Below are 18,558 nucleotides of genomic sequence, written 5' to 3' on the forward strand. Positions count from 1 at the left end.
CGGGCCGCTATGCGTGAGTCTTCACGCGGGCGGCGGCGGATTCGGGCATCGGCTCATAGCGGGCGAAGGAGCGGGTGAACGACGCCGCCCCGTGGGCCAGGGAGCGCAAATCGATGGCGTACCTGGTCAATTCGACCTGCGGCACCTCGGCCTTGACCACCGTGCGTTCGTGGCCCACCGTGTCGGTGCCGAGCACCCGGCCGCGATGTCCGGACAGGTCGCCCATGATGGTGCCGACGTAATCGTCGGGCACGAGCACCGCGATCTCGTCGATCGGTTCCAGCAGCGTCACCCTGGTCGCGGCGGCCGCCTCTCGCAGCGCCAGTGAACCGGCCATCTGGAAGGCGAAATCCGATGAGTCGACGCTGTGGGCTTTGCCGTCGAGCAGCGTCACCCGGATGTCGACAACCGGGTACCCGGCGTGCACGCCCTTGTCCATCTGGGCTCGGACGCCCTTCTCCACGCTGGGAATGAACTGACGTGGCACCGCTCCACCGACCACCTTGTCGAGGAACTCGAACCCCGAGCCCTCCGGAAGCGGTTCCACTTCGATGTCGCAGACCCCGTACTGGCCGTGCCCACCGGACTGCTTGACGTGCCGGCCGTGCCCCTTGGCGTTGCCGCTGAAGGTTTCGCGCAACGGCACCCGCAGCTCGACGGTGTCGACGGTGACGCCGTATCGGTTGGCGAGCGCGTCGAGTACCACGCCGGCATGGGCCTCGCCCATGCACCAGAGCACGATCTGGTGGGTCTCCTGGTTCTGCTCGATGCGCAGCGTTGGGTCTTCGGCGGCCAGCCGGCTCAGTCCGACCGCGAGTTTGTCCTCGTCGGTCTTGGCATGGGCTTCAATGGCCATCGGTAGTAGCGGCTCCGGCATGGTCCAGGGCTTCAGCACCAGCGGTTCGGACTTGTCCGACAGGGTGTCGCCGGTTTCGGCCCGGCTCAGCCTGCCGATCGCGCAGATGTCACCGGCCACCACTTTGGTGGCCGGACGTTGCTGTTTTCCGAGCGGAAACGACAGCACCCCGATGCGTTCGTCCTCGTCGTGGTCGGGGTGTGTGCTGGCGGCCGCGCCGTTCCCGTTGGCACTGCCGAAAAAGGATGAGAAGTGACCTGACACGTGAACCGTGGCGTCGGGCTTGATGGTTCCGGCGAAGACCCGGACCAGGCTGACCCTGCCGACGTAGGGGTCCGACGTCGTCTTGACCACTTCGGCGAGCAATGGCGAGTCAACGTCGCAGGCCAAGTCGGCGTGGGTGGCGCCCTGTGGGGTGAAGACCTCCGGCAGCGGATGTTCGCGGGGCGAGGGGAAGCCCCGCGTGGCAACTTCGAGCAGTTCCAGCGTGTCGACACCGGTGCTGGCGCACACCGGGATCACCGGAAAAAACGAGCCCCGCGCAACGGCCTTCTCCAGATCCTCGATCAGGATCGATTCGTCGATCTGCTCGCCACCGAGGTAGCGCTCCATCAGCGACTCATCCTCGGACTCTTCGATGATTCCCTCGATCAGGGACCCGCGGGCCTCCTCTATCCGGTCCGCGTCCGAAGCTCCGGGTGCCGTCTCGCAGCGCGTGCCGTTTGCGTAGGCGTACTGGGTTTGGGACAACAAGCCGATCAAGCCGTCGCTGGTCGGTAGACACAGCGGCAGTACTTTGTCCCCGAACGCGATCTGGGCGGCAGCCAACGCCTCCGCGTAGTTCGCTCGCGCGTGGTCGAGTTTGGTGATCACCACCGCCCGCGGCATGCCAACCTGGCTGCATTCTTGCCAGAGCGACTTCGTCGGCTCGTCCACACCCTCGTTTGCCGCGATGACAAATAGCGCGCAGTCCGCGGCGCGCAGCCCGGCGCGCAGTTCACCCACGAAGTCGGCATAGCCGGGGGTGTCGACCAGATTGACCTTGATGCCCTGGTGTGACAGTGCGGCGACCGCCAGGCCGACCGAGCGCTGTTGACGGATCTCCGCTTCGTCGAAGTCGCAGACCGTGGTGCCGTCGGTTACCGAGCCGGGGCGAGAGAGCACTCCGGCGGACACCAAAACCGCTTCCACGAGGGTGGTTTTCCCGCCCCCGGACGGTCCGACCAGAACCACGTTGCGGATAGCGTCCGGACCTTCGGCGGTAGGCGCAGTTCCCGAACCCGAGGAACTACCCGCTCTGTCGGCCATGACTTGCCTCCCGTTCTTCCCGGGGTTGTCCGCCCACTCCCGTACGCGGTGTGTTCCAGCCCATAGGACGCAGTAGCAACTTTTCTCTCAACTGCCCCGCAACACAAGGGTCGGTAACGGGCGCCTACCGGAGCGGACCGGAGACCAGATGCCACAACGCGCGGGGCGGGTCACGCGTGCCAGCTGGACCAGCGCCGCACGGCTACGCAGATTACCGGCCCATCCAGCAGCACCGATTGGTATTGGGCGTACTTTGCGCGCAGCAGCCGGTAACCGGTGTGCAGCACCGCTCCGGCCGGATGGATTTGGGCGACTCCGTCGGCGCGGACCCACCACAACTGCGTCCAGTCGTCGTCGTAATGATCGACCAGCAGGCTGACCTGCGGCGTGCGCTCAATGTTGGTGAGCCGGCGCAGCCTGCGGGTGGATTTCGGCTTCGCGTCGACGGCAGTGAAGATCAGGTCGTTGTCGACCGCGAAAACCACCGGCACCACATGGGGAATGCCCTCGGGGGTGACCGTTGCCAACCGCGCCACCGGGGATTGGGTGAACCTGACCGCGGGGTCGAACACTTCGCCCACCGGCCCAGCCTACGGCCCGGAGTGGGGCCGGTCGGTCTGGCCGGCGCGCTACCGTTGCTCGATGCGGGCGGAGACTCAGATCGCCAACCTGCTCTATCGCTATGCCGAATGCATCGACGCCGGCGATTTGCCGGCGGCCGCCGCGCTCTTCGAGCACGCCCGCATCCGAATCGCCGCGGACGGTGATCAGGACGGCGGTCAGGACACCGTCGATGCGGCGGGATTGTTGAAGATCTGGGAGGCCCTGATCATTGTGTATCCCAACGGGACGCCGCGCACCAAGCACGTGGTCAGCAATCCGATCATCGAGATCGACCCGCAGTGCGGAATCGCTCGTTGTCGCAGCTACTACACCGTTTTTCAGCAGGTCGACGACTTCCCGCTACAGCCGATCGTCACGGGCCGCTACCACGACCGTTTCGCCTGCGTCGACGGCAAATGGCGGTTTTCCTACCGCGACCTGACTCTGATCGACATGGTGGGTGACGTCAGCCACCATCTCAGGTATGCGCTGGAGCCCGGTCCGTCGACCTCGGCGAATAACCGGCGATCTGGGCCTTAGCAAGGCCACACATCGCTATCCTTGGACTATTCTCGTAAGACTAGGTTTTGCTGCCCGGACCTGAAGGCTGGGACAATTCTCTGATTCTTACCCCGACGCAGGAGGATGCGGGATGAGTAAATTGCGCCACCACTCACCGAGGTGGTCATGGCTAGTGGCGGTACTGGCCGTGCTGGGACTGGGCCTGGCCACCGTGCCGGCGCCGGCGCACGCGGCGCCGTCGAACCTGGCGCTGGATCGGTTCGCCGACTTCCCGACACTGCCGCTTGACCCCTCGGCGATGGTCGCGCAGGTCGGCCCGCAGGTCGTCAACGTCAACACCAAGCTCGGCTACAACAACGCGGTCGGGGCCGGAACGGGCATCATCATCGATCCCGCCGGCGTCGTGCTGACCAACAACCACGTGATCTCGGGCGCCACCGACATCTCCGTCTTCAGTGTCGGTGACGGCCGCACCTACGGTGTCGACGTGGTCGGTTACGACCGCACCCGCGACGTCGCGGTGCTGCAGATGCGCGGCGCGGGTGGCCTTCCCGCCGCCGCGATCGGCGGCGGCGTCTCCGTTGGTGAGCCGATCGTGGCGATGGGCAACACCGGCGGGCAGGGCGGTACGCCCCGCGCGGTGCCCGGACGCGTGGTCGCACTGGACCAGACCGTCGAGGCATCCGACGCGCTGACCGGCGCCGAAGAGACGCTCAACGGGTTGATTCAGGTGGACGCCGCGATCGCCCCCGGTGACTCCGGCGGGCCGATCGTCAACAACATGGGTCAGGTGGTCGGCATGAACACCGCCGCCTCCGACAACTTCCAGATGTCCGGTGGCGGAACGGGCTTCGCCATCCCGATCGGACAGGCGATGGGCATCGCCGGACAGATCCGCTCCGGCGGCGGGTCGCCCACGGTGCACATCGGGCCCACCGCCTTCCTCGGTCTGGGTGTCGTCGACAACAACGGCACCGGGGCCAAGGTTGCGCGCGTGGTTGGCAGCGCTCCGGCGGCGGTGGTCGGCATCTCCACCGGCGACATCATCACCGCACTCGGCGGCGCCCCGATCAACTCGGCGACCGCGATGTCGGATGCGCTCAACGGGCACCACCCTGGCGACATCGTCTCGATCAGCTGGACATCCAGTTCGGGTGGGCAGCGCACCGAAAACGTGACGCTTGCCGAGGGCCCGCCCGCCTGATCTCGCTGCGGCTTCTTCGCGTCGGTCAGCCAATTCGCATGGCACCGGGCGTGATTGCGCGCATCGATCTTGGCGTGATTCTTATGGTTGCGCCTCGGGTACCCGTGGCATCGTGGAATTGATGAACGAGGCAACCAACACCATCGAGCACAATCCAGCCGAGGGCAGCCACGTCGAGGGAGGTGTGGTCGAACACCCCGATGCCAAGGATTTCGGCAACGCGGCCGCGTTGCCCGCCGACCCAACCTGGTTCAAACACGCGGTCTTCTACGAGGTACTGGTCCGGGCGTTCTACGACGGCACCGCCGACGGTTCCGGCGATCTGCGCGGCCTGATGCAGCGCCTGGACTATCTACAGTGGCTGGGTATCGATTGCATCTGGTTGCCCCCGTTCTACGATTCGCCCCTGCGTGACGGCGGCTATGACATCCGGGACTTCTACAAGGTCTTGCCGGAGTTCGGCACCGTCGGCGACTTCGTTGCCCTGGTAGACGCGGCCCACCGGCGCGGCATCCGGGTGATCACCGACCTGGTGATGAACCACACCTCGGAATCGCACCCGTGGTTTCAGGAGTCTCGGCACGACCCCGACGGCCCCTACGGGGACTACTACGTCTGGAGCGACAGCAGCGAGAAATACACCGACGCCCGGATCATTTTCGTGGACACCGAAGAGTCCAACTGGACTTTCGATCCCGTGCGCCGCCAGTTCTACTGGCACCGGTTTTTCTCCCATCAGCCGGACCTGAACTATGACAACCCGGCCGTGCAAGAGGCGATGATCGACGTCCTGCGGTTCTGGCTGGGCCTGGGGATCGACGGATTCCGGTTGGACGCCGTTCCCTACCTGTTCGAGCGGGAGGGAACCAACTGCGAGAACCTGCCCGAGACGCACGCCTTCCTCAAGCGCGTCCGCAAGGTGGTGGACGACGAATTCCCGGGCCGGGTGTTGCTGGCCGAGGCCAATCAGTGGCCGGCCGACGTCGTCGAGTACTTCGGTGAGGCCAGCACCGGTGGCGACGAATGCCATATGGCCTTTCACTTCCCGCTGATGCCGCGCATCTTCATGGCGGTCCGCCGCGAATCGCGGTTTCCGATCTCGGAGATTCTGGCAAAGACCCCGCCCATCCCCGATATGGCACAGTGGGGAATCTTCTTGCGCAACCATGACGAGTTGACGCTGGAAATGGTCACCGACGAAGAACGCGACTACATGTACGCGGAGTACGCCAAGGACCCGCGGATGAAAGCGAACGTCGGGATCCGCCGCCGGCTGGCGCCGTTGCTGGAGAATGACCGCAACCAGATCCAGCTGTTCAATGCGCTGCTGCTCTCGCTGCCCGGCTCGCCGGTGCTCTACTACGGCGACGAAATCGGCATGGGCGACGTCATCTGGTTGGGGGATCGCGACGGGGTGCGGACTCCGATGCAGTGGACCCCGGACCGCAACGCCGGTTTCTCCACCGCCAACCCGGGCCGGCTGTACCTGCCCCCAAGCCAGGACTCCGTTTACGGGTATCAGGCGGTCAACGTCGAGGCGCAACGGGACACCTCGACATCGCTGTTGAACTGGACCCGCACCATGCTGGCGGTACGACGCCGCCACAACGCGTTCGCCGTCGGCACGTTCCAGGAGCTGGGCGGCTCCAACCCGTCGATCCTGGCCTACGTGCGCGAGGCCCCGGGACCGGCCGGCGAAGACGGGGACGTCGTGCTGTGTGTGAACAACTTGTCGCGCTTCCCGCAGCCCATCGAGCTCAACCTGCAGCAGTGGAACAGCTACACGCCCGTCGAGCTGACCGGGCAAGTGGAATTTCCCAAAATCGGGCACCTGCCTTACCTGCTCACCCTTCCGGGGCACGGGTTCTACTGGTTTCAGCTGTCCGCATCCGAGGAGGAACGATGACCGCGCCGGTGACGATGCACTGGGGGCACCGCCCGCTTGCGGGGGACCAAGCAATGAGAAGGAGCGGCGCTAAATGAACTCGCCAGCCACGCTTGCAGCCAAGCTGCCCTGGTCGGAATGGCTCCCGCAGCAACGCTGGTACGCCGGACGCAACCGCGAACTGGCCGCCGCCGAACCGGGTGCGGTGGTGGCGCTGCGCGATGATCTGGACCTGGTGCTGGTGGATGTCAGCTACACGGACGGCTCCGCGGAGCGCTACCAGGTGCTGGTGCGCTGGGATGCCGGGCCGGTCTCGGAATTCAGCACGCTGGCCACCATCGGCTCCGCCGACGACCACACCGGCTTCGACGCCCTCTATGACCCGGTGGCGCCGCAGGTTCTGCTCTCGCTGATCGACTCGTCGGCCGTGCGAAGTTCGTCCGACGGGCAGGTCAGCTTCGCTCGCGAGCCCGATGTCGAGCTGCCGCTGGATGCCTACCCGCGGGTCTCTGACGCCGAACAAAGCAATACCAGCGTGATATTCGACCGCGGGCAGGCCGCGATCCTGAAGGTCTTCCGCCGGGTGAGCAGCGGGATCAATCCCGACATCGAACTCAACCGGGTGCTGGGCCGGGCGCACAATCCGCACGTGGCGCGGCTGCTGGGCACCTACGAAATCGGCATCCCCGGCGAGCCCCCGGAGGCCGCGTGCCCGCTGGGCATGGCAACCGCCTACGCGGCCAACGCGGCCGAAGGCTGGGCGATGGCCACCGCCAGCGTCCGTGACCTGTTCGCCGAGGGCGACCTGTACGCACACGAAGTCGGCGGCGACTTTGCCGGCGAGTCCCGCCGGCTCGGTGAAGCGGTCGCGTCGGTGCACGCGACCCTGGCCGAGCAGCTGGGGACGGCACAGGCCACCTTCCCGGTGGACCACGTGCTGGCGCGGTTGTCGTCGACCGCTGCGGCGGTGCCCGAACTGCAGCAGTACGCCGGCACCATCGAAGAACGGTTCGTCAAGCTGGTCGACGAGACGATCAGCGTTCAGCGCGTGCATGGGGATCTGCATCTGGGGCAGGTTCTGCGCACGCCGGAGAGCTGGGTGCTGATCGACTTCGAAGGCGAACCGGGGCAGCCGCTGCGGGAGCGGCGGGCCCCCGATTCGCCGCTGCGCGACGTCGCGGGGGTCTTGCGCTCGTTCGAGTACGCCGCCTATGGGCCGCTGGTCGACCACGCCGACGATAAGCAGCTGGCGGCTCGCGCCCGGGAATGGATCACCCGCAACCGCACCGCGTTCTGCGAAGGCTATGCGGCCGCCTCGGGAAACGATCCGCGGGATTCGGAGCTGCTGCTGGCCGCCTACGAACTCGACAAGGCCGTCTATGAGGCCGGCTATGAGTCGCGGCACCGGCCCGGCTGGCTGCCGATCCCGCTGCGCTCGATCGCGCGGCTCACCGCCACCTAGGTCGGCGGGCGCACCGGCCGCCGGCGCCCGGCCGGTGACTGTGGCGCGCCCGAACGGGCATGGTCTGGCCTGCTGATTTCTGCGGTCGTCGAACGGGTCTGACAGCATGGCTGGGTGAGGAGTGACATTTTCGACAGCGAGGCGCGACTGTCCTGGGTGCTGGCGGTGCTGGCCGGCGTGCTGGGTGCAACCGCTTTCACCCACTCTGCCGGCTACTTCGTGACATTCATGACGGGAAACGCCCAACGCGCTGTGCTGGGCTACTTTCGGGACGACGTGTGGCTTTCGGTCACGGCGGGGCTGCTCCTGGTGTGTTTCCTGGTGGGAGTCGTGGTTGCATCGGTGTGCAAACGGCACTTCTGGGTGGATCACCCGCACGGCCCGACCGTGCTGACCACCTTCAGCCTGGTCGCCGCGACGGCCCTGGACATCGTCATCGGTGGATGGGAAGGCAGCCAGCTGGACTTCCTGCCGATCATGCTCGTGGTCTTCGGTGTGGGTTCGCTGAACACGTCGTTCGTCAAGGACGGCGAGGTGTCGGTGCCGTTGAGTTACGTGACCGGGACGTTGGTCAAGATGGGGCAGGGCATCGAACGCCATATCGCCGGCGGACAGGCGGCGGACTGGCTCGGCTACTTCATGTTGCTTGCCAGCTTCATTCTCGGCGCCACCGTGGGTGGGACCATCAGCTTGGTGGTCAGCGGAACCCAGATGCTCGCGGTCGCCTCAACGGTGTGTGCGCTGACAACCGGCTTCACCTATTTCCACTCCGACCGTCGGGCCCTGTTGAAGTAGCCGCGCCACCAAAAAAGCATCGGCAGCAGCGCTGGCCGTTGCGCTGCTGCCGATGCAGGTTTTGGAGCTAGCGAGCCCCTCAGGCGGCCGGAGCGACCGGGGCGGCGGGAGCCTCCGGGGCAGCCGGAGCCGCCGGGACGGCAGGCCCGTTGAGCACCTTGAGGATGTCGCCCTTCATGGCAACCAGCTGCTGGTTCCAGTAGGGCCACGAGTGAGTGCCATTGGTCGGGAAGTTGAACACCCCGTTGCGCCCACCCGAGGCCAGGTAGGTGTCCCGGAAGGTCTGGTTGGTGCGCAGTGTCAGGCCTTCCAGGAACTTCGCCGGCATGTTGTCGCCACCGAGGTCGCTGGGGGTGCCATTGCCGCAGTAGACCCAGATGCGGGTGTTGTTGGCGACCAAGCGCGGAATCTGGACCATCGGGTCATTGCGCTTCCAGGCCGGGTCAGTGGACGGGCCCCACATGCTGTTGGCGTTGTAGCCGCCCGAGTCGTTCATCGCCAGACCGATCAGCGTCGGCCACCAGCCCTCGGAGGGGTTCAGGAATCCCGACAAGGACGCGGCGTAGGGGAACTGCTGGGGGTAGTAGGCAGCCAGAACAAGCGCCGAACCGCCCGACATCGAAAGGCCCACCGCCGCATTGCCGGTTGGCGAGACGCCCTTGTTGGCCTGCAACCAGGCGGGCATCTCCCGGGTCAGGAAGGTCTCCCACTTGTAGGTGTAGCCCTGACCGTTGCCCTGAGAGGGCTGGTACCAGTCGCTGTAGAAACTGGACTGGCCGCCGACGGGCATCACCACCGACAACCCGGAGTTGTAGTACTCCTCGAAGGCGGGAGTGTTGATGTCCCAACCGTTGTAGTCGTCCTGCGCCCGTAGCCCATCGAGCAGGTAGACCGAGTGCGCTCCACCGCCCTGGAACTGAACCTTGATGTCGCGGCCCATCGCAGCCGACGGAATCTGCAGGTATTCCACCGGCAGACCCGGCCTGGAAAATGCCCCGGCGGTCGCCGCGCCACCCACGGCCCCAACAAGTCCGGACAACAGGGCAGCCCCTATGGCCGCGATGGTCAGCCGGCGCGGAGCGCCGGCCGCTGCGCCACGCAACTTCTCAACGAACTTCATAGCTCCTACCCAACTTTCATCTGCCGCACGGCACGGTCAAATCTGTCTGGGCGAGTGAAACACAGGGCCGCGGCCCAATTCGTCTGTCGCGGCCGGAGAAGAATGTCGCGGTTATCTAACGATTGAGAATCGGCGCCGAGTCGTTTCGACACGATAACGATTGATGCTCAGATTGGTGTTGAAAACTTGAAGAATTCGGCCGCGATGCACTATTTGCTTCGTAATTCGGTAACGCGAATGCGCGATGTTTCGGGTGGTCATTGCCTGTCGTCGACACTTGCGAGTGACTTTGTCGCGCAACTCAAAACCATTGTAGTCGTTGCTATTTGAAGAATATGTGCGATGGAAGCGGCTACTTTTCGATGTTGTGCAGGGTGACCCCGGCAAGCGCGCCGCTTTCGATTGTCGCGGTCATGTAAGTGCAATGGGGAGCTCGGCGACGATCGGTGGGAGACCCCGGATTCAGCAGCCGTAAACCGGTGCTGGTTGTGGTGTCCCACGGGATATGACTGTGACCGAACACCAGTACGTCGCTATCGGGATAGAGCCGAGACATCCGGGCCTCGCGACCGCCCGCCGCGCCGGTCTCGTGAACGACGGTGAAGCGCAGACCCGCCAGCACGACGTCCGCCCGCTCCGGTAACCGGCTGCGCAGATCGGGTCCGTCGTTGTTCCCCCAGCAGGCCACCAGCCGGGCCGCCCTGCTCTGCAGTTCGTCGAGCAACTCGACGGTTACCCAGTCGCCCGCGTGGATCACCACGTCTGCCCGGGCGACTTGCTTCCATACCTGGTCGGGTAGGTCGCGGGCACGCTTGGGGACGTGCGTATCGGCGATCAGCAGTAGCTTCACAACATCTATGCTTACCCACGAGCAGAGGAGACAGCCATGCGCACCTTCGAATCCGTCGCCGACCTCGCTGCCGCTGCGGGTGAAACCATCGGGCAAAGCGACTGGGTGACGATCACGCAGGAAGACGTCAACCTGTTTGCCGATGCGACGGGCGATCATCAGTGGATCCATGTCGACCCGGAAAGAGCGGCCAAAGGGCCATTCGGCACCACCATCGCACATGGCTTCATGACCCTGTCGCTGTTACTTCGCCTGCAGCACGAGATGTACACGGTCAAGGGCATAAAGCTGGCAATCAACTACGGGCTCAACAAGGTTCGATTCCCCGCCCCGGTGCCGGTCGGTTCCAGGGTGCGCGCCCAGAGTTCGCTGGTCGGTGTTGAAGACGTCGGCAACGGCGCGGTCCAGGCGACGGTTGCCACGACCGTCGAGGTCGAAGGGTCCGGTAAGCCGGCCTGTGTGGCAGAAAGCGTCGTCCGGTACGTCACCTGACCGGTCGGGGCGGGAGCCGTGAGAATCCATTCGCCGCACCACTTTTCGGCATCCGGACGCCCAGCGGCCGGCGTCCGGTGTCAGAACTCCGCGATGCTGTGTTCCAGGCGCTCGGCCAGCCGCGCTTCGGCCGCCGCTCGCCGGGTGGGTATGTGCTGTGACGGGAACGGCGTTGCAACAGGCTCGTATTGGCGCAGTGTCCGGCGTGCCACCGTCATCTTGTGCAGTTCGGTGGCGCCGTCGGCGATGCCCAGCGATTCGGCGGCCACCATCATCTTGACGAACGGCATCTCGTCGGAAACGCCGAGCGCGCCGTGCAGGTGCATGGCGCGCTGCACCACGTCGTGCAGCACCTGTGGCATTGCGACCTTCACCGCCGCGATGTCGCGACGCACCTTCTGATAGTCGTGGTGCTTGTCGATCAGCCACGCCGTGCGCAGCACCAGTAGCCGGAACTGCTCGATTTGGATCCAGCTGTCGGCGACCTTCTCCTGCGTCATCTGCAAGTCGGAAAGCCGGCCGTGTCTGGTCTGCCTGGATACGGCGCGTTCGCACATCATGTCAAAGGCTCGTCGTGCCAATGCAATTGTGCGCATCGCGTGGTGAATGCGACCGCCGCCGAGTCGCGTCTGCGCGGTCATGAACGCCTGGCCTTCACCGCCGAGCACATGATCGGCCGGCACCCGAACATCGTGGTAGCGGACGTAGCCGTGGCTGGCGTGCTTGCTCGACTCGGTCCCGACGCCGACGTTGCGGACGATCTCGATGCCGGGTGTCTCCGCAGGGACGATGAACAGCGACATCTTCTCGTAGGTGCGGGCCTGCGGGTTGGTCACGGCCATCACGATGAAGAACGAGGCGTGCTTGGCGTTGGTGGAAAACCACTTCTCCCCGTTGATGATCCAGCTGTCTCCGTCGCGGGTGGCGGCCGTGACGAACGACCCTGGATCCGAACCTCCCTGAGGTTCTGTCATCGAGTAGCAGGAGGTGATTTCGCCGTCCAGCAGCGGTTGCAGGTAGCGGGCCTTCTGGTCCTCGGTGCCGAACAGCGCCAGGATCTCGGCGTTACCCGAGTCTGGTGCCTGACAACCGAACACCGAGGGCGCCCAGCGCGAGCGTCCGAGGATTTCGTTCAGCAGCGCAAGCTTGACTTGGCCAAACCCCTGCCCGCCGAGTTCCGGTCGCAGGTGAGCGGCCCAGAGCCCCTGGTTCTTCACCTGCTGCTGCAACGGCCGAAGGACGGCCATCATCTCGGGGTTCTTCTTGTCATAGGGATCGAGAGCTACCAGATCCAGTGGTTCGAGTTCGTTGACCATGAACTCTTGGACCCAGTCCAGCTTCGCCTGGTATTCGGGGTCTGTTTCGAAGTCCCACACCGTAGGCCAACCGTTCCCCGGCGCAGCGCCGCACCGGCATCGATGATGGAGCCACCCCATCGTAAGGGCGCGGTGGAGCTGCTGGGTATCAGGCGGGATCGGGCCGCCCGGCGGTGCGGTGACCCGGCGATGCCATGGCGGTCCCAGATACCCTCGCTGAGATGACCCCACAGGCGCGTCCGGCGCAGAAGGCCGATATCCGTGAGCTGTCCCGAACCATGGCCTGGGCTTTCTACGACGAACCCGTGATGACGTGGCTGTTTCCCGGTGACCGGGCCCGGACCACGCAATTGTGCCGGTTGTTCGCGGCCATGACACGCCACCACCATCTGGCCCGCGGTGGCGTTGAGGTGGCCTGCGACGGACCGGTTATCGGCGCGGCGGCATTGTGGGATCCGCCGAACCAATGGCGCGAGACACGGCTCGGGGAACTGGCGATGACCCCGGCCTTGCTTCGGGTGTTCGGGTTCCGAACGGGGGTGGGACGTGCCGTGCAGTCGGCGATGAAGCGCGCACACCCCGAAGAACCACACTGGTATCTGGCCGCCGTCGGCAGCGACCCGACGGTTCGCGGACAGGGTTTCGGTCAGGCGCTGCTGCGGTCGCGGCTGGACCGCTGCGACGCCGAGTACTGCCCGGCCTACCTCGAGTCGAGCAAGCCCGAAAATGTGCCCTATTACCAGCGTTTCGGTTTCACCGTTACCGGTGAGATCGCGCTGCCGCACGGTGGTCCGTCGATCTGGCCGATGTGGCGTGACCCGCGGTAAGCCGGCCCAGTCACGGCACCGTCGCTGCGGCCGGTGTCAACGCCGCGCGCGCTGAAACGCCTCGCGATCCACGGCCACCAGGGTGGTGTCGCCCACCGCTCGCACGGTCGCCGTACGCGGGACGTCGCGCAGGATCGCCTGCTCGCCGAAGCCCTCGCCGGGGCCGAGGTGGTGCACCGCGGTGTCGTCGTCGAGGACCTGGGCGGCGCCCTCGAGGATCACGTAGTAGGTATCGCCGTGGTCGCCCTCGCAGGTGATCAGCGCACCGTCGGGGCCGCCAGCACCTTGGCGGTGTCGGCGAGTTCGCGCAGCGCGCCGTCGCCGATGCCCGCCAGCGCCGGCTGCGCGGCGAGCAGCTCAGACAGCGACTGGCTGTTCAGTGCGGGATCCGGGCCGAGTTCGATGAGGCGCTCCTCGACGGGCACGGTGCCCAGCCGGGTCCGGGCGAGCCCGCCCAGCCGCAGACCGGCTGCCGTGTTGCTGGACAGCGCGGCGAGGAACTCGGCACGATCCACCGCGACCAGGTCGAGGTCCTTTCGCGCTGTCACGGTGGCCGAGCGCGCCACGTCGTGCAGCAAGGCGATCTCCCCGAACGACCCGCCGGGACCAAGGGTGGCCACCCGGCGACCGTTGACGGTGGCGTCGGCCAGGCCGTTGGCGATCATGTAGAACCGGTCGCCTCGGTCGCCCTGGCGGATCACGTCGGAGCCCGCAGGCACGGCCATCCGCGTCGCCGTGCGCGCGAGCTGCTCGAGAGCAAGTGCGGGCAGCGGGGCCAGCACCGGGGTGGCCCGGATCACCGCAAGCTTGGCGCTGTCGTCGTCGCTGAGCTTGTCGGCGCGGCGCACCTGTGGCCAGGCCAGCACCGTGATGAGCGCCGCGGCACCACTGACGATGGCCAGGGCGCCGGTCAGCCCCAACGAGCCGACCAGCACCGCCGCGATCCCCGCACCCGCGGCGATCGCCAGCCGTGACACGCTCTGCAGACTGGCCGCCGCGGTCACCATCGAGGCTCTGTTGACGTTGCGCTGAACAAGCGTCGGTGCGATGGCCCACGAGGCCGCGCTTCCACCACCCACGCCGGCGGCCAGCACCAGGCCCAATGCGGGCAGACTGGCCGCACCGATCGCCGCGAGCAGGAGCGCCTCGCTGAGCCGGGCCAAGGTGAACATGCGGGCCAGCCCGCCCCGTCCCGCGATCGACAGCATTGCCACCGCACCGAGCAGGCCGCCGACGCCGTAGATGGTCATGATCGTCGTGACACCGCTTGGGCCGAGCCCAAATTGGTCTGCGGCCAACGGCGCGCTCGCGACGTACCAGAAGCCGTCGAGCAGCGTCATGGTGAGAAGGAACAGGGTCGCCGCTGCGGCGGCCGGACGGCTTTCGATGATCGCGCGAAACCCGGCTCCGACCGCCCTGAGCTGGACGCGCGCGACACCGCCGGATGGCCGGGCACCGCCGGTATCGGGCATGTCATCGATGGGCGCCACGGTGATCCGTAGCGCCGTCAGGGCGCCGACGACGAAGAGCGCCGCCGGCAGGGTCAAGGCCCAGCCGACGCCGACGAAGGCCAGCATCACCCCGGCCAGCGCCGGCCCGGCCAGGGCGCTGGCATAGAGAAGAACCCCGGTCGCCGCGTTGGCGGTTGCCGCCTCGGCCACGCTGGTGGCCAGACGCACCACCAGCGCGGCATGCAGGGAGCGCACGGCCGCCGACATCAGCGAGTCGACGCCCAGCACCACCAAGACGACACCGAGCGGCGCCCCGGACACCACCACGATGACGGTGGCGATCGTTGTCATCCCGCGGGCGCCAACCCCGATTGCCAGGTGTACCTGGGGGCGTGGACTGGTGGCCAGCGTTGCCGCCAGCGGCGCCAGAAGTGCGCTGGGCAGCATCCGGACCAGGGTCACCACGCCGACGGTGGCGGCACCGCCCACCGAGAAGGCGAAGACGGTGAGCAGCACGCCGTGCGCGGAATTACTGGTGAGAAAGGTGGCGCATACCGCCATTAGTCTGCGCAGCTGAGGATCGCGCACCAACTTGCGAGTCGCGGCCAGAGCCACGCGTAGAACTATAGCGGCTTGAATCTGGCGCAGTGCTCGTTTGCCGAGGGGCCAGCGCGCACCTCAATCGATAGCCGCCCGAACGCGGTTCGGGGCCTGGGTGATCAAGCGGCATCAGCCCGAAACGGACTCAGGGCCTGCTTTTCCAGCCGGCGACACCGATTGCGACCATCCGCAGCTGTTTGACCGCGATCCTACGGATCTCCTCGAGCGCCTCGGAGCTCTGCGCGTCCTCGATCGCCTCGGCCGTGACAATCATGGCGTTGACGAACAGCGTCGCCAAGATGTTGAGGTCTTCGGTGCTCCACTCATTGAGCCCGGGAAACCGCGCCAGGTCGGTGGCCAGTTCCGAGGTGATCAGCCGGATCTCGGTACGGATGGCGTAGCGCAGCACCGATAGGCCGGTGGAGCGCTCGCGCACGATGAATCGCCAGTGCTCGCGGCGTTCGGCAACGCTGCCTATCAGGATCTCGACGGACGATTCGATCACCCGGTTCGGGTCCAGGCGGCCCGCCCGCGCGCCGCGCAGGGTGTCGCGCAGCGTTCGGAACGACTCGTCGATGAGAACCAAGCCCAGGGCTTCCATCGATTCGAAGTGGCGGTAGAACGCGGCTGGCACGATTCCGGCTTCGCGCGTGACTTCACGCAGACTCAGCGCGCTGAAGCTGCGATCATGCACCAGCTTGAGGGCGGCGGCGATGATGGCACGCCGGGTGGCCTCCTTGCGCTCCTCGCGTGACGGGCTGTCCCGGGAGCGGCCCGATCGGTGCGGGCGTGAGCTAGGAGTACGTTCATTCACTATGTGAACCCTACCACAGAGCTGCGGAAAAACCTTGACGACCAGCGCCGTCACGTCACACCGTGTACATATGTTCACTCAAACTTTGACCCAAACTCTGGCAAAGCGGGTCCTGGGTTCCGGCCTGGTCGACCTGCTCACCGGTCCGCACGGAATCGATCGATACACCGAGTTGGTGGAGCCGACGTGGACGCTGGGCGAGGCCCGCGCCAAGCTCATCGACGTGCGGCGCACCACGCCGCGCAGCGTCACCCTAACGCTGGCCCCCAATGACACGTTCCGCTCGGCCATGGCGGCGGGTACCGGCCCCCTGGCCGGTCAGTACGTCAACCTCACCGTCGATATCGACGGCCGACGTCACACCCGGTGCTATTCGCCGGCCAACGCCGAAGGCAGCGAGACTCTCGAGCTGACCATCGGTCGCCACGACGGCGGGCTGGTATCGACCTATCTCTATGACCATGCCCGTCGCGGCATGGTGGTGGGCCTGGCCGGTGTCGGCGGCGACTTCGTGCTGCCGCAGCGCCGGCCGCGCCGCATCCTCTTCGTCTCCGGCGGCAGCGGCATCACGCCCGTGCTGGCGATGCTGCGCACCCTGGTTGCCCAGCACCATCTGCACATTCACGGTGCCGAGATCGCCTTCATCCACTACGCGCGCAATCCCGCCGAGGCCTGCTATCGCGCCGAGCTGGCCGTACTGCCCGGGGTGCGGGTCCTGCACGGCTACACCCAATCGGGTGGCGGCGACCTCGTCGGCCGATTCGGCCCGGATCACCTGGCCGCCGCGATGGACGCCCCGGACGCGGTGTTCGTTTGCGGTCCCACCACTTTGGTGGACGCCGTGCGGGAGAACTGTGAAAACGTGTTCACCGAAAGCTTCGTGCCGGCGCCGATCGAAGCGCCCGCGCAACCATCCGGCGGCCGGGTGAGGTTCGCAGACAGCGGCATTGACGTCGTCGACGACGGCCGCTCGCTGCTCGAACAGGCCGAATCGGCCGGACTGGCACCGGAAAACGGCTGCCGGATGGGCATCTGCCACACCTGCACGAGGCGCAAGACCTCCGGCACGGTGCGCAACCTGGTCACCGGTGCGGTATCGGTCGCTCCGGACGAGGACGTCCAGATCTGTGTATCGGTTCCGGTCGGTGACGTCGACCTATCGCTCTAGCCATCAATCCACATCAACCTTGGGAGGGGAAACCCATGGGAAACAACAACATCGCAACCATTGCAGAAACCGCAACCCGCGCAAATTTCGCCCTGACGCCCGAACAAGCCGAGGCATTCGGCCGCGAACTCGACGCCATCAAGGAACGCGTGATCGCTGACCTCGGCGAAGCGGACGCCGACTACATCCGCCGCGTCATCAAGGCTCAGCGGGCGCTGGAAGTCGGTGGACGCGCACTGCTGTTCGCCGGCATACTGCCACCGGCCTGGCTGGCGGGCACCGCAATGCTGGGCTTGTCAAAGATCCTGGACAACATGGAGATTGGCCACAATGTCATGCACGGCCAGTACGACTGGATGCGTGACCCCGCGATTTCCGGGCGCTCCTTCGAGTGGGACACCGCCTGCCCCGCCGATCAATGGCGGCATTCGCACAACTACATGCACCACACCCACACCAACATCGTGGGAATGGACCGCGATATCGGTTACGGCATCATCCGGATGAGCGAAGACCAGCCCTGGCAGCCGTACTATTTGGGCAACCCCGTCTACGCGTTCCTGTTGATGGTGCTGTTCCAGTACGGCGTCGCGCTGCACGAACTGGAGACCGAGCGCATTCGCTCCGGCGAGATCACGCTCCGCGACAAGCGTGAGACCTTGACGGAGATCTGGAAAAAGACCAGACGTCAGACCCTCAAGGACTACGTCGCCTTCCCGCTGCTGGCCGGGCCGTTTGCGCCGTTCGTTTTCGCCGGAAATCTCACGGCGAACCTGATGCGCAACGTGTGGTCGTACATGATCATCTTCTGCGGCCACTTCCCCGACGGCACCCAGGAGTTCAGCGTCGAAGAAACCCAGAACGAGTCTCGGGGGCAGTGGTATTTCCGCCAGGTGCTGGGCTCGGCCAATCTGACCGGCGGCAAGACCTTCCACCTGCTGTCGGGCAACCTGTCCCACCAGATCGAGCACCATCTGTTCCCCGACATCCCGGCCCGCCGGTACGCCGAGATTGCCCCCGAGGTGCAGGAGATCTGCGAACGCTACGGCATTCCTTACAACCGGGGCCCGCTGCTGCGCCAGTTCGGCACGGTTGTTCGCAAGATCGTCAAACTGGCATTCCGTGGCTCCGATCGACAGGAAGCGCACGCGTTGGCCTAGCACCGTGTCGGTGGCTACCGACGACGCCGGCACCCGCACCAAGCCTTGTCCAGAAAGTGGACATCGGCGAGCTGTCGATGTGCTCCCCCAATCGTGACCAAACCGGTACGTTGGGCCCAAGCGTG

At 66.0% G+C, this 18,558-nt stretch carries 16 protein-coding genes and 1 pseudogene; 9 read left to right on the forward strand and 8 right to left on the reverse strand.

Annotated features, from left to right (window positions below; all coding sequences use genetic code 11):
- Positions 1-7: 7 nt before the first annotated feature.
- Together MPSD_RS02080 and MPSD_RS02085 are read right to left on the reverse strand one after the other, a co-directional pair.
- Positions 8-2,164 carry an elongation factor G-like protein EF-G2 gene (locus MPSD_RS02080; protein WP_086084886.1) on the reverse strand — a complete coding sequence of 719 codons (2,157 nt, stop codon included), beginning with the start codon at positions 2,162-2,164 and terminating at the stop codon, positions 8-10.
- A gap of 170 nt (positions 2,165-2,334) precedes the next feature.
- On the reverse strand, positions 2,335-2,745 hold the full coding sequence (locus MPSD_RS02085) for a TIGR03668 family PPOX class F420-dependent oxidoreductase (RefSeq protein ID WP_011742304.1): 411 nt from the start codon (positions 2,743-2,745) through the stop codon (positions 2,335-2,337).
- A gap of 61 nt (positions 2,746-2,806) precedes the next feature.
- On the opposite strand from MPSD_RS02085, the gene MPSD_RS02090 reads away from it, so the two are divergent.
- The 5 genes and pseudogenes from MPSD_RS02090 to MPSD_RS02110 all read left to right on the forward strand — a co-directional run bounded on the left by MPSD_RS02090 (position 2,807) and on the right by MPSD_RS02110 (position 8,635).
- Complete coding sequence (locus MPSD_RS02090; protein WP_011742303.1) at positions 2,807-3,307, forward strand: nuclear transport factor 2 family protein; 501 nt, start codon at positions 2,807-2,809, stop codon at positions 3,305-3,307.
- Positions 3,308-3,419: 112 nt separating this feature from the next.
- On the forward strand, positions 3,420-4,493 hold the full coding sequence (locus tag MPSD_RS02095) for a S1C family serine protease (protein ID WP_015354116.1): 1,074 nt from the start codon (positions 3,420-3,422) through the stop codon (positions 4,491-4,493).
- 121 nt (positions 4,494-4,614) lie between these two features.
- A pseudogene (treS, locus tag MPSD_RS02100) lies at positions 4,615-6,472 on the forward strand (maltose alpha-D-glucosyltransferase).
- A complete protein-coding gene (locus tag MPSD_RS02105) occupies positions 6,473-7,840 on the forward strand; it encodes a maltokinase N-terminal cap-like domain-containing protein (RefSeq protein WP_012392311.1) in 1,368 nt (455 codons plus the stop codon). It begins immediately after the preceding pseudogene.
- 114 nt (positions 7,841-7,954) lie between these two features.
- Positions 7,955-8,635: a YoaK family protein gene (locus tag MPSD_RS02110; protein WP_020785156.1), complete on the forward strand. Its 681-nt coding sequence runs from the start codon at positions 7,955-7,957 to the stop codon at positions 8,633-8,635.
- A 79-nt stretch (positions 8,636-8,714) separates the two neighbouring features.
- On the opposite strand, the gene ag85C is transcribed toward MPSD_RS02110, so the two are convergent.
- Together ag85C and MPSD_RS02120 are read right to left on the reverse strand one after the other, a co-directional pair.
- Positions 8,715-9,755 (reverse strand): diacylglycerol acyltransferase/mycolyltransferase Ag85C, encoded by a 1,041-nt coding sequence (gene ag85C, locus MPSD_RS02115; protein ID WP_011742299.1) that lies wholly within the window; start codon positions 9,753-9,755, stop codon positions 8,715-8,717.
- A 352-nt stretch (positions 9,756-10,107) separates the two neighbouring features.
- Positions 10,108-10,605: a metallophosphoesterase family protein gene (locus tag MPSD_RS02120; RefSeq protein ID WP_012392313.1), complete on the reverse strand. Its 498-nt coding sequence runs from the start codon at positions 10,603-10,605 to the stop codon at positions 10,108-10,110.
- Between the two features lie 36 nt (positions 10,606-10,641).
- Between MPSD_RS02120 and MPSD_RS02125 the strand changes: the two genes are divergently transcribed.
- Entirely contained in the window at positions 10,642-11,097 is a 456-nt protein-coding gene (locus MPSD_RS02125) for a MaoC family dehydratase (protein WP_086084885.1), read from the forward strand.
- Positions 11,098-11,177: 80 nt separating this feature from the next.
- Here the strand turns inward: MPSD_RS02125 and MPSD_RS02130 are convergent, their stop codons facing one another.
- Complete coding sequence (locus MPSD_RS02130) at positions 11,178-12,473, reverse strand: acyl-CoA dehydrogenase family protein (RefSeq protein WP_086084884.1); 1,296 nt, start codon at positions 12,471-12,473, stop codon at positions 11,178-11,180.
- A gap of 161 nt (positions 12,474-12,634) precedes the next feature.
- Between MPSD_RS02130 and MPSD_RS02135 the strand changes: the two genes are divergently transcribed.
- The gene (locus tag MPSD_RS02135) at positions 12,635-13,240 is read left to right on the forward strand and encodes a GNAT family N-acetyltransferase (RefSeq protein ID WP_086084893.1); all 606 of its coding nucleotides are present in this window, start codon (positions 12,635-12,637) and stop codon (positions 13,238-13,240) included.
- Positions 13,241-13,276: 36 nt separating this feature from the next.
- Here MPSD_RS02135 and MPSD_RS28725 read toward each other — a convergent pair whose 3' ends face one another.
- The 3 genes from MPSD_RS28725 to MPSD_RS02145 form a co-directional block, all read right to left on the reverse strand.
- Complete coding sequence (locus tag MPSD_RS28725) at positions 13,277-13,462, reverse strand: cyclic nucleotide-binding domain-containing protein (protein ID WP_020785151.1); 186 nt, start codon at positions 13,460-13,462, stop codon at positions 13,277-13,279.
- Positions 13,463-13,497: 35 nt separating this feature from the next.
- A complete protein-coding gene (locus MPSD_RS02140) occupies positions 13,498-15,306 on the reverse strand; it encodes a cyclic nucleotide-binding domain-containing protein (RefSeq protein ID WP_020785150.1) in 1,809 nt (602 codons plus the stop codon).
- Between the two features lie 130 nt (positions 15,307-15,436).
- Positions 15,437-16,105, reverse strand: coding sequence for a TetR family transcriptional regulator (locus tag MPSD_RS02145; RefSeq protein WP_012392318.1), 669 nt, complete (start codon positions 16,103-16,105; stop codon positions 15,437-15,439).
- Positions 16,106-16,175: 70 nt separating this feature from the next.
- Between MPSD_RS02145 and MPSD_RS02150 the strand changes: the two genes are divergently transcribed.
- Together MPSD_RS02150 and MPSD_RS02155 are read left to right on the forward strand one after the other, a co-directional pair.
- On the forward strand, positions 16,176-17,273 hold the full coding sequence (locus MPSD_RS02150; RefSeq protein ID WP_086084883.1) for a flavin reductase family protein: 1,098 nt from the start codon (positions 16,176-16,178) through the stop codon (positions 17,271-17,273).
- A gap of 35 nt (positions 17,274-17,308) precedes the next feature.
- Entirely contained in the window at positions 17,309-18,433 is a 1,125-nt protein-coding gene (locus MPSD_RS02155; RefSeq protein WP_020785149.1) for a fatty acid desaturase family protein, read from the forward strand.
- Positions 18,434-18,558: the final 125 nt, after the last annotated feature.

It is taken from the genome of Mycobacterium pseudoshottsii JCM 15466 (assembly GCF_003584745.1).
In the GTDB taxonomy this organism is placed as follows: domain Bacteria; phylum Actinomycetota; class Actinomycetes; order Mycobacteriales; family Mycobacteriaceae; genus Mycobacterium; species Mycobacterium marinum.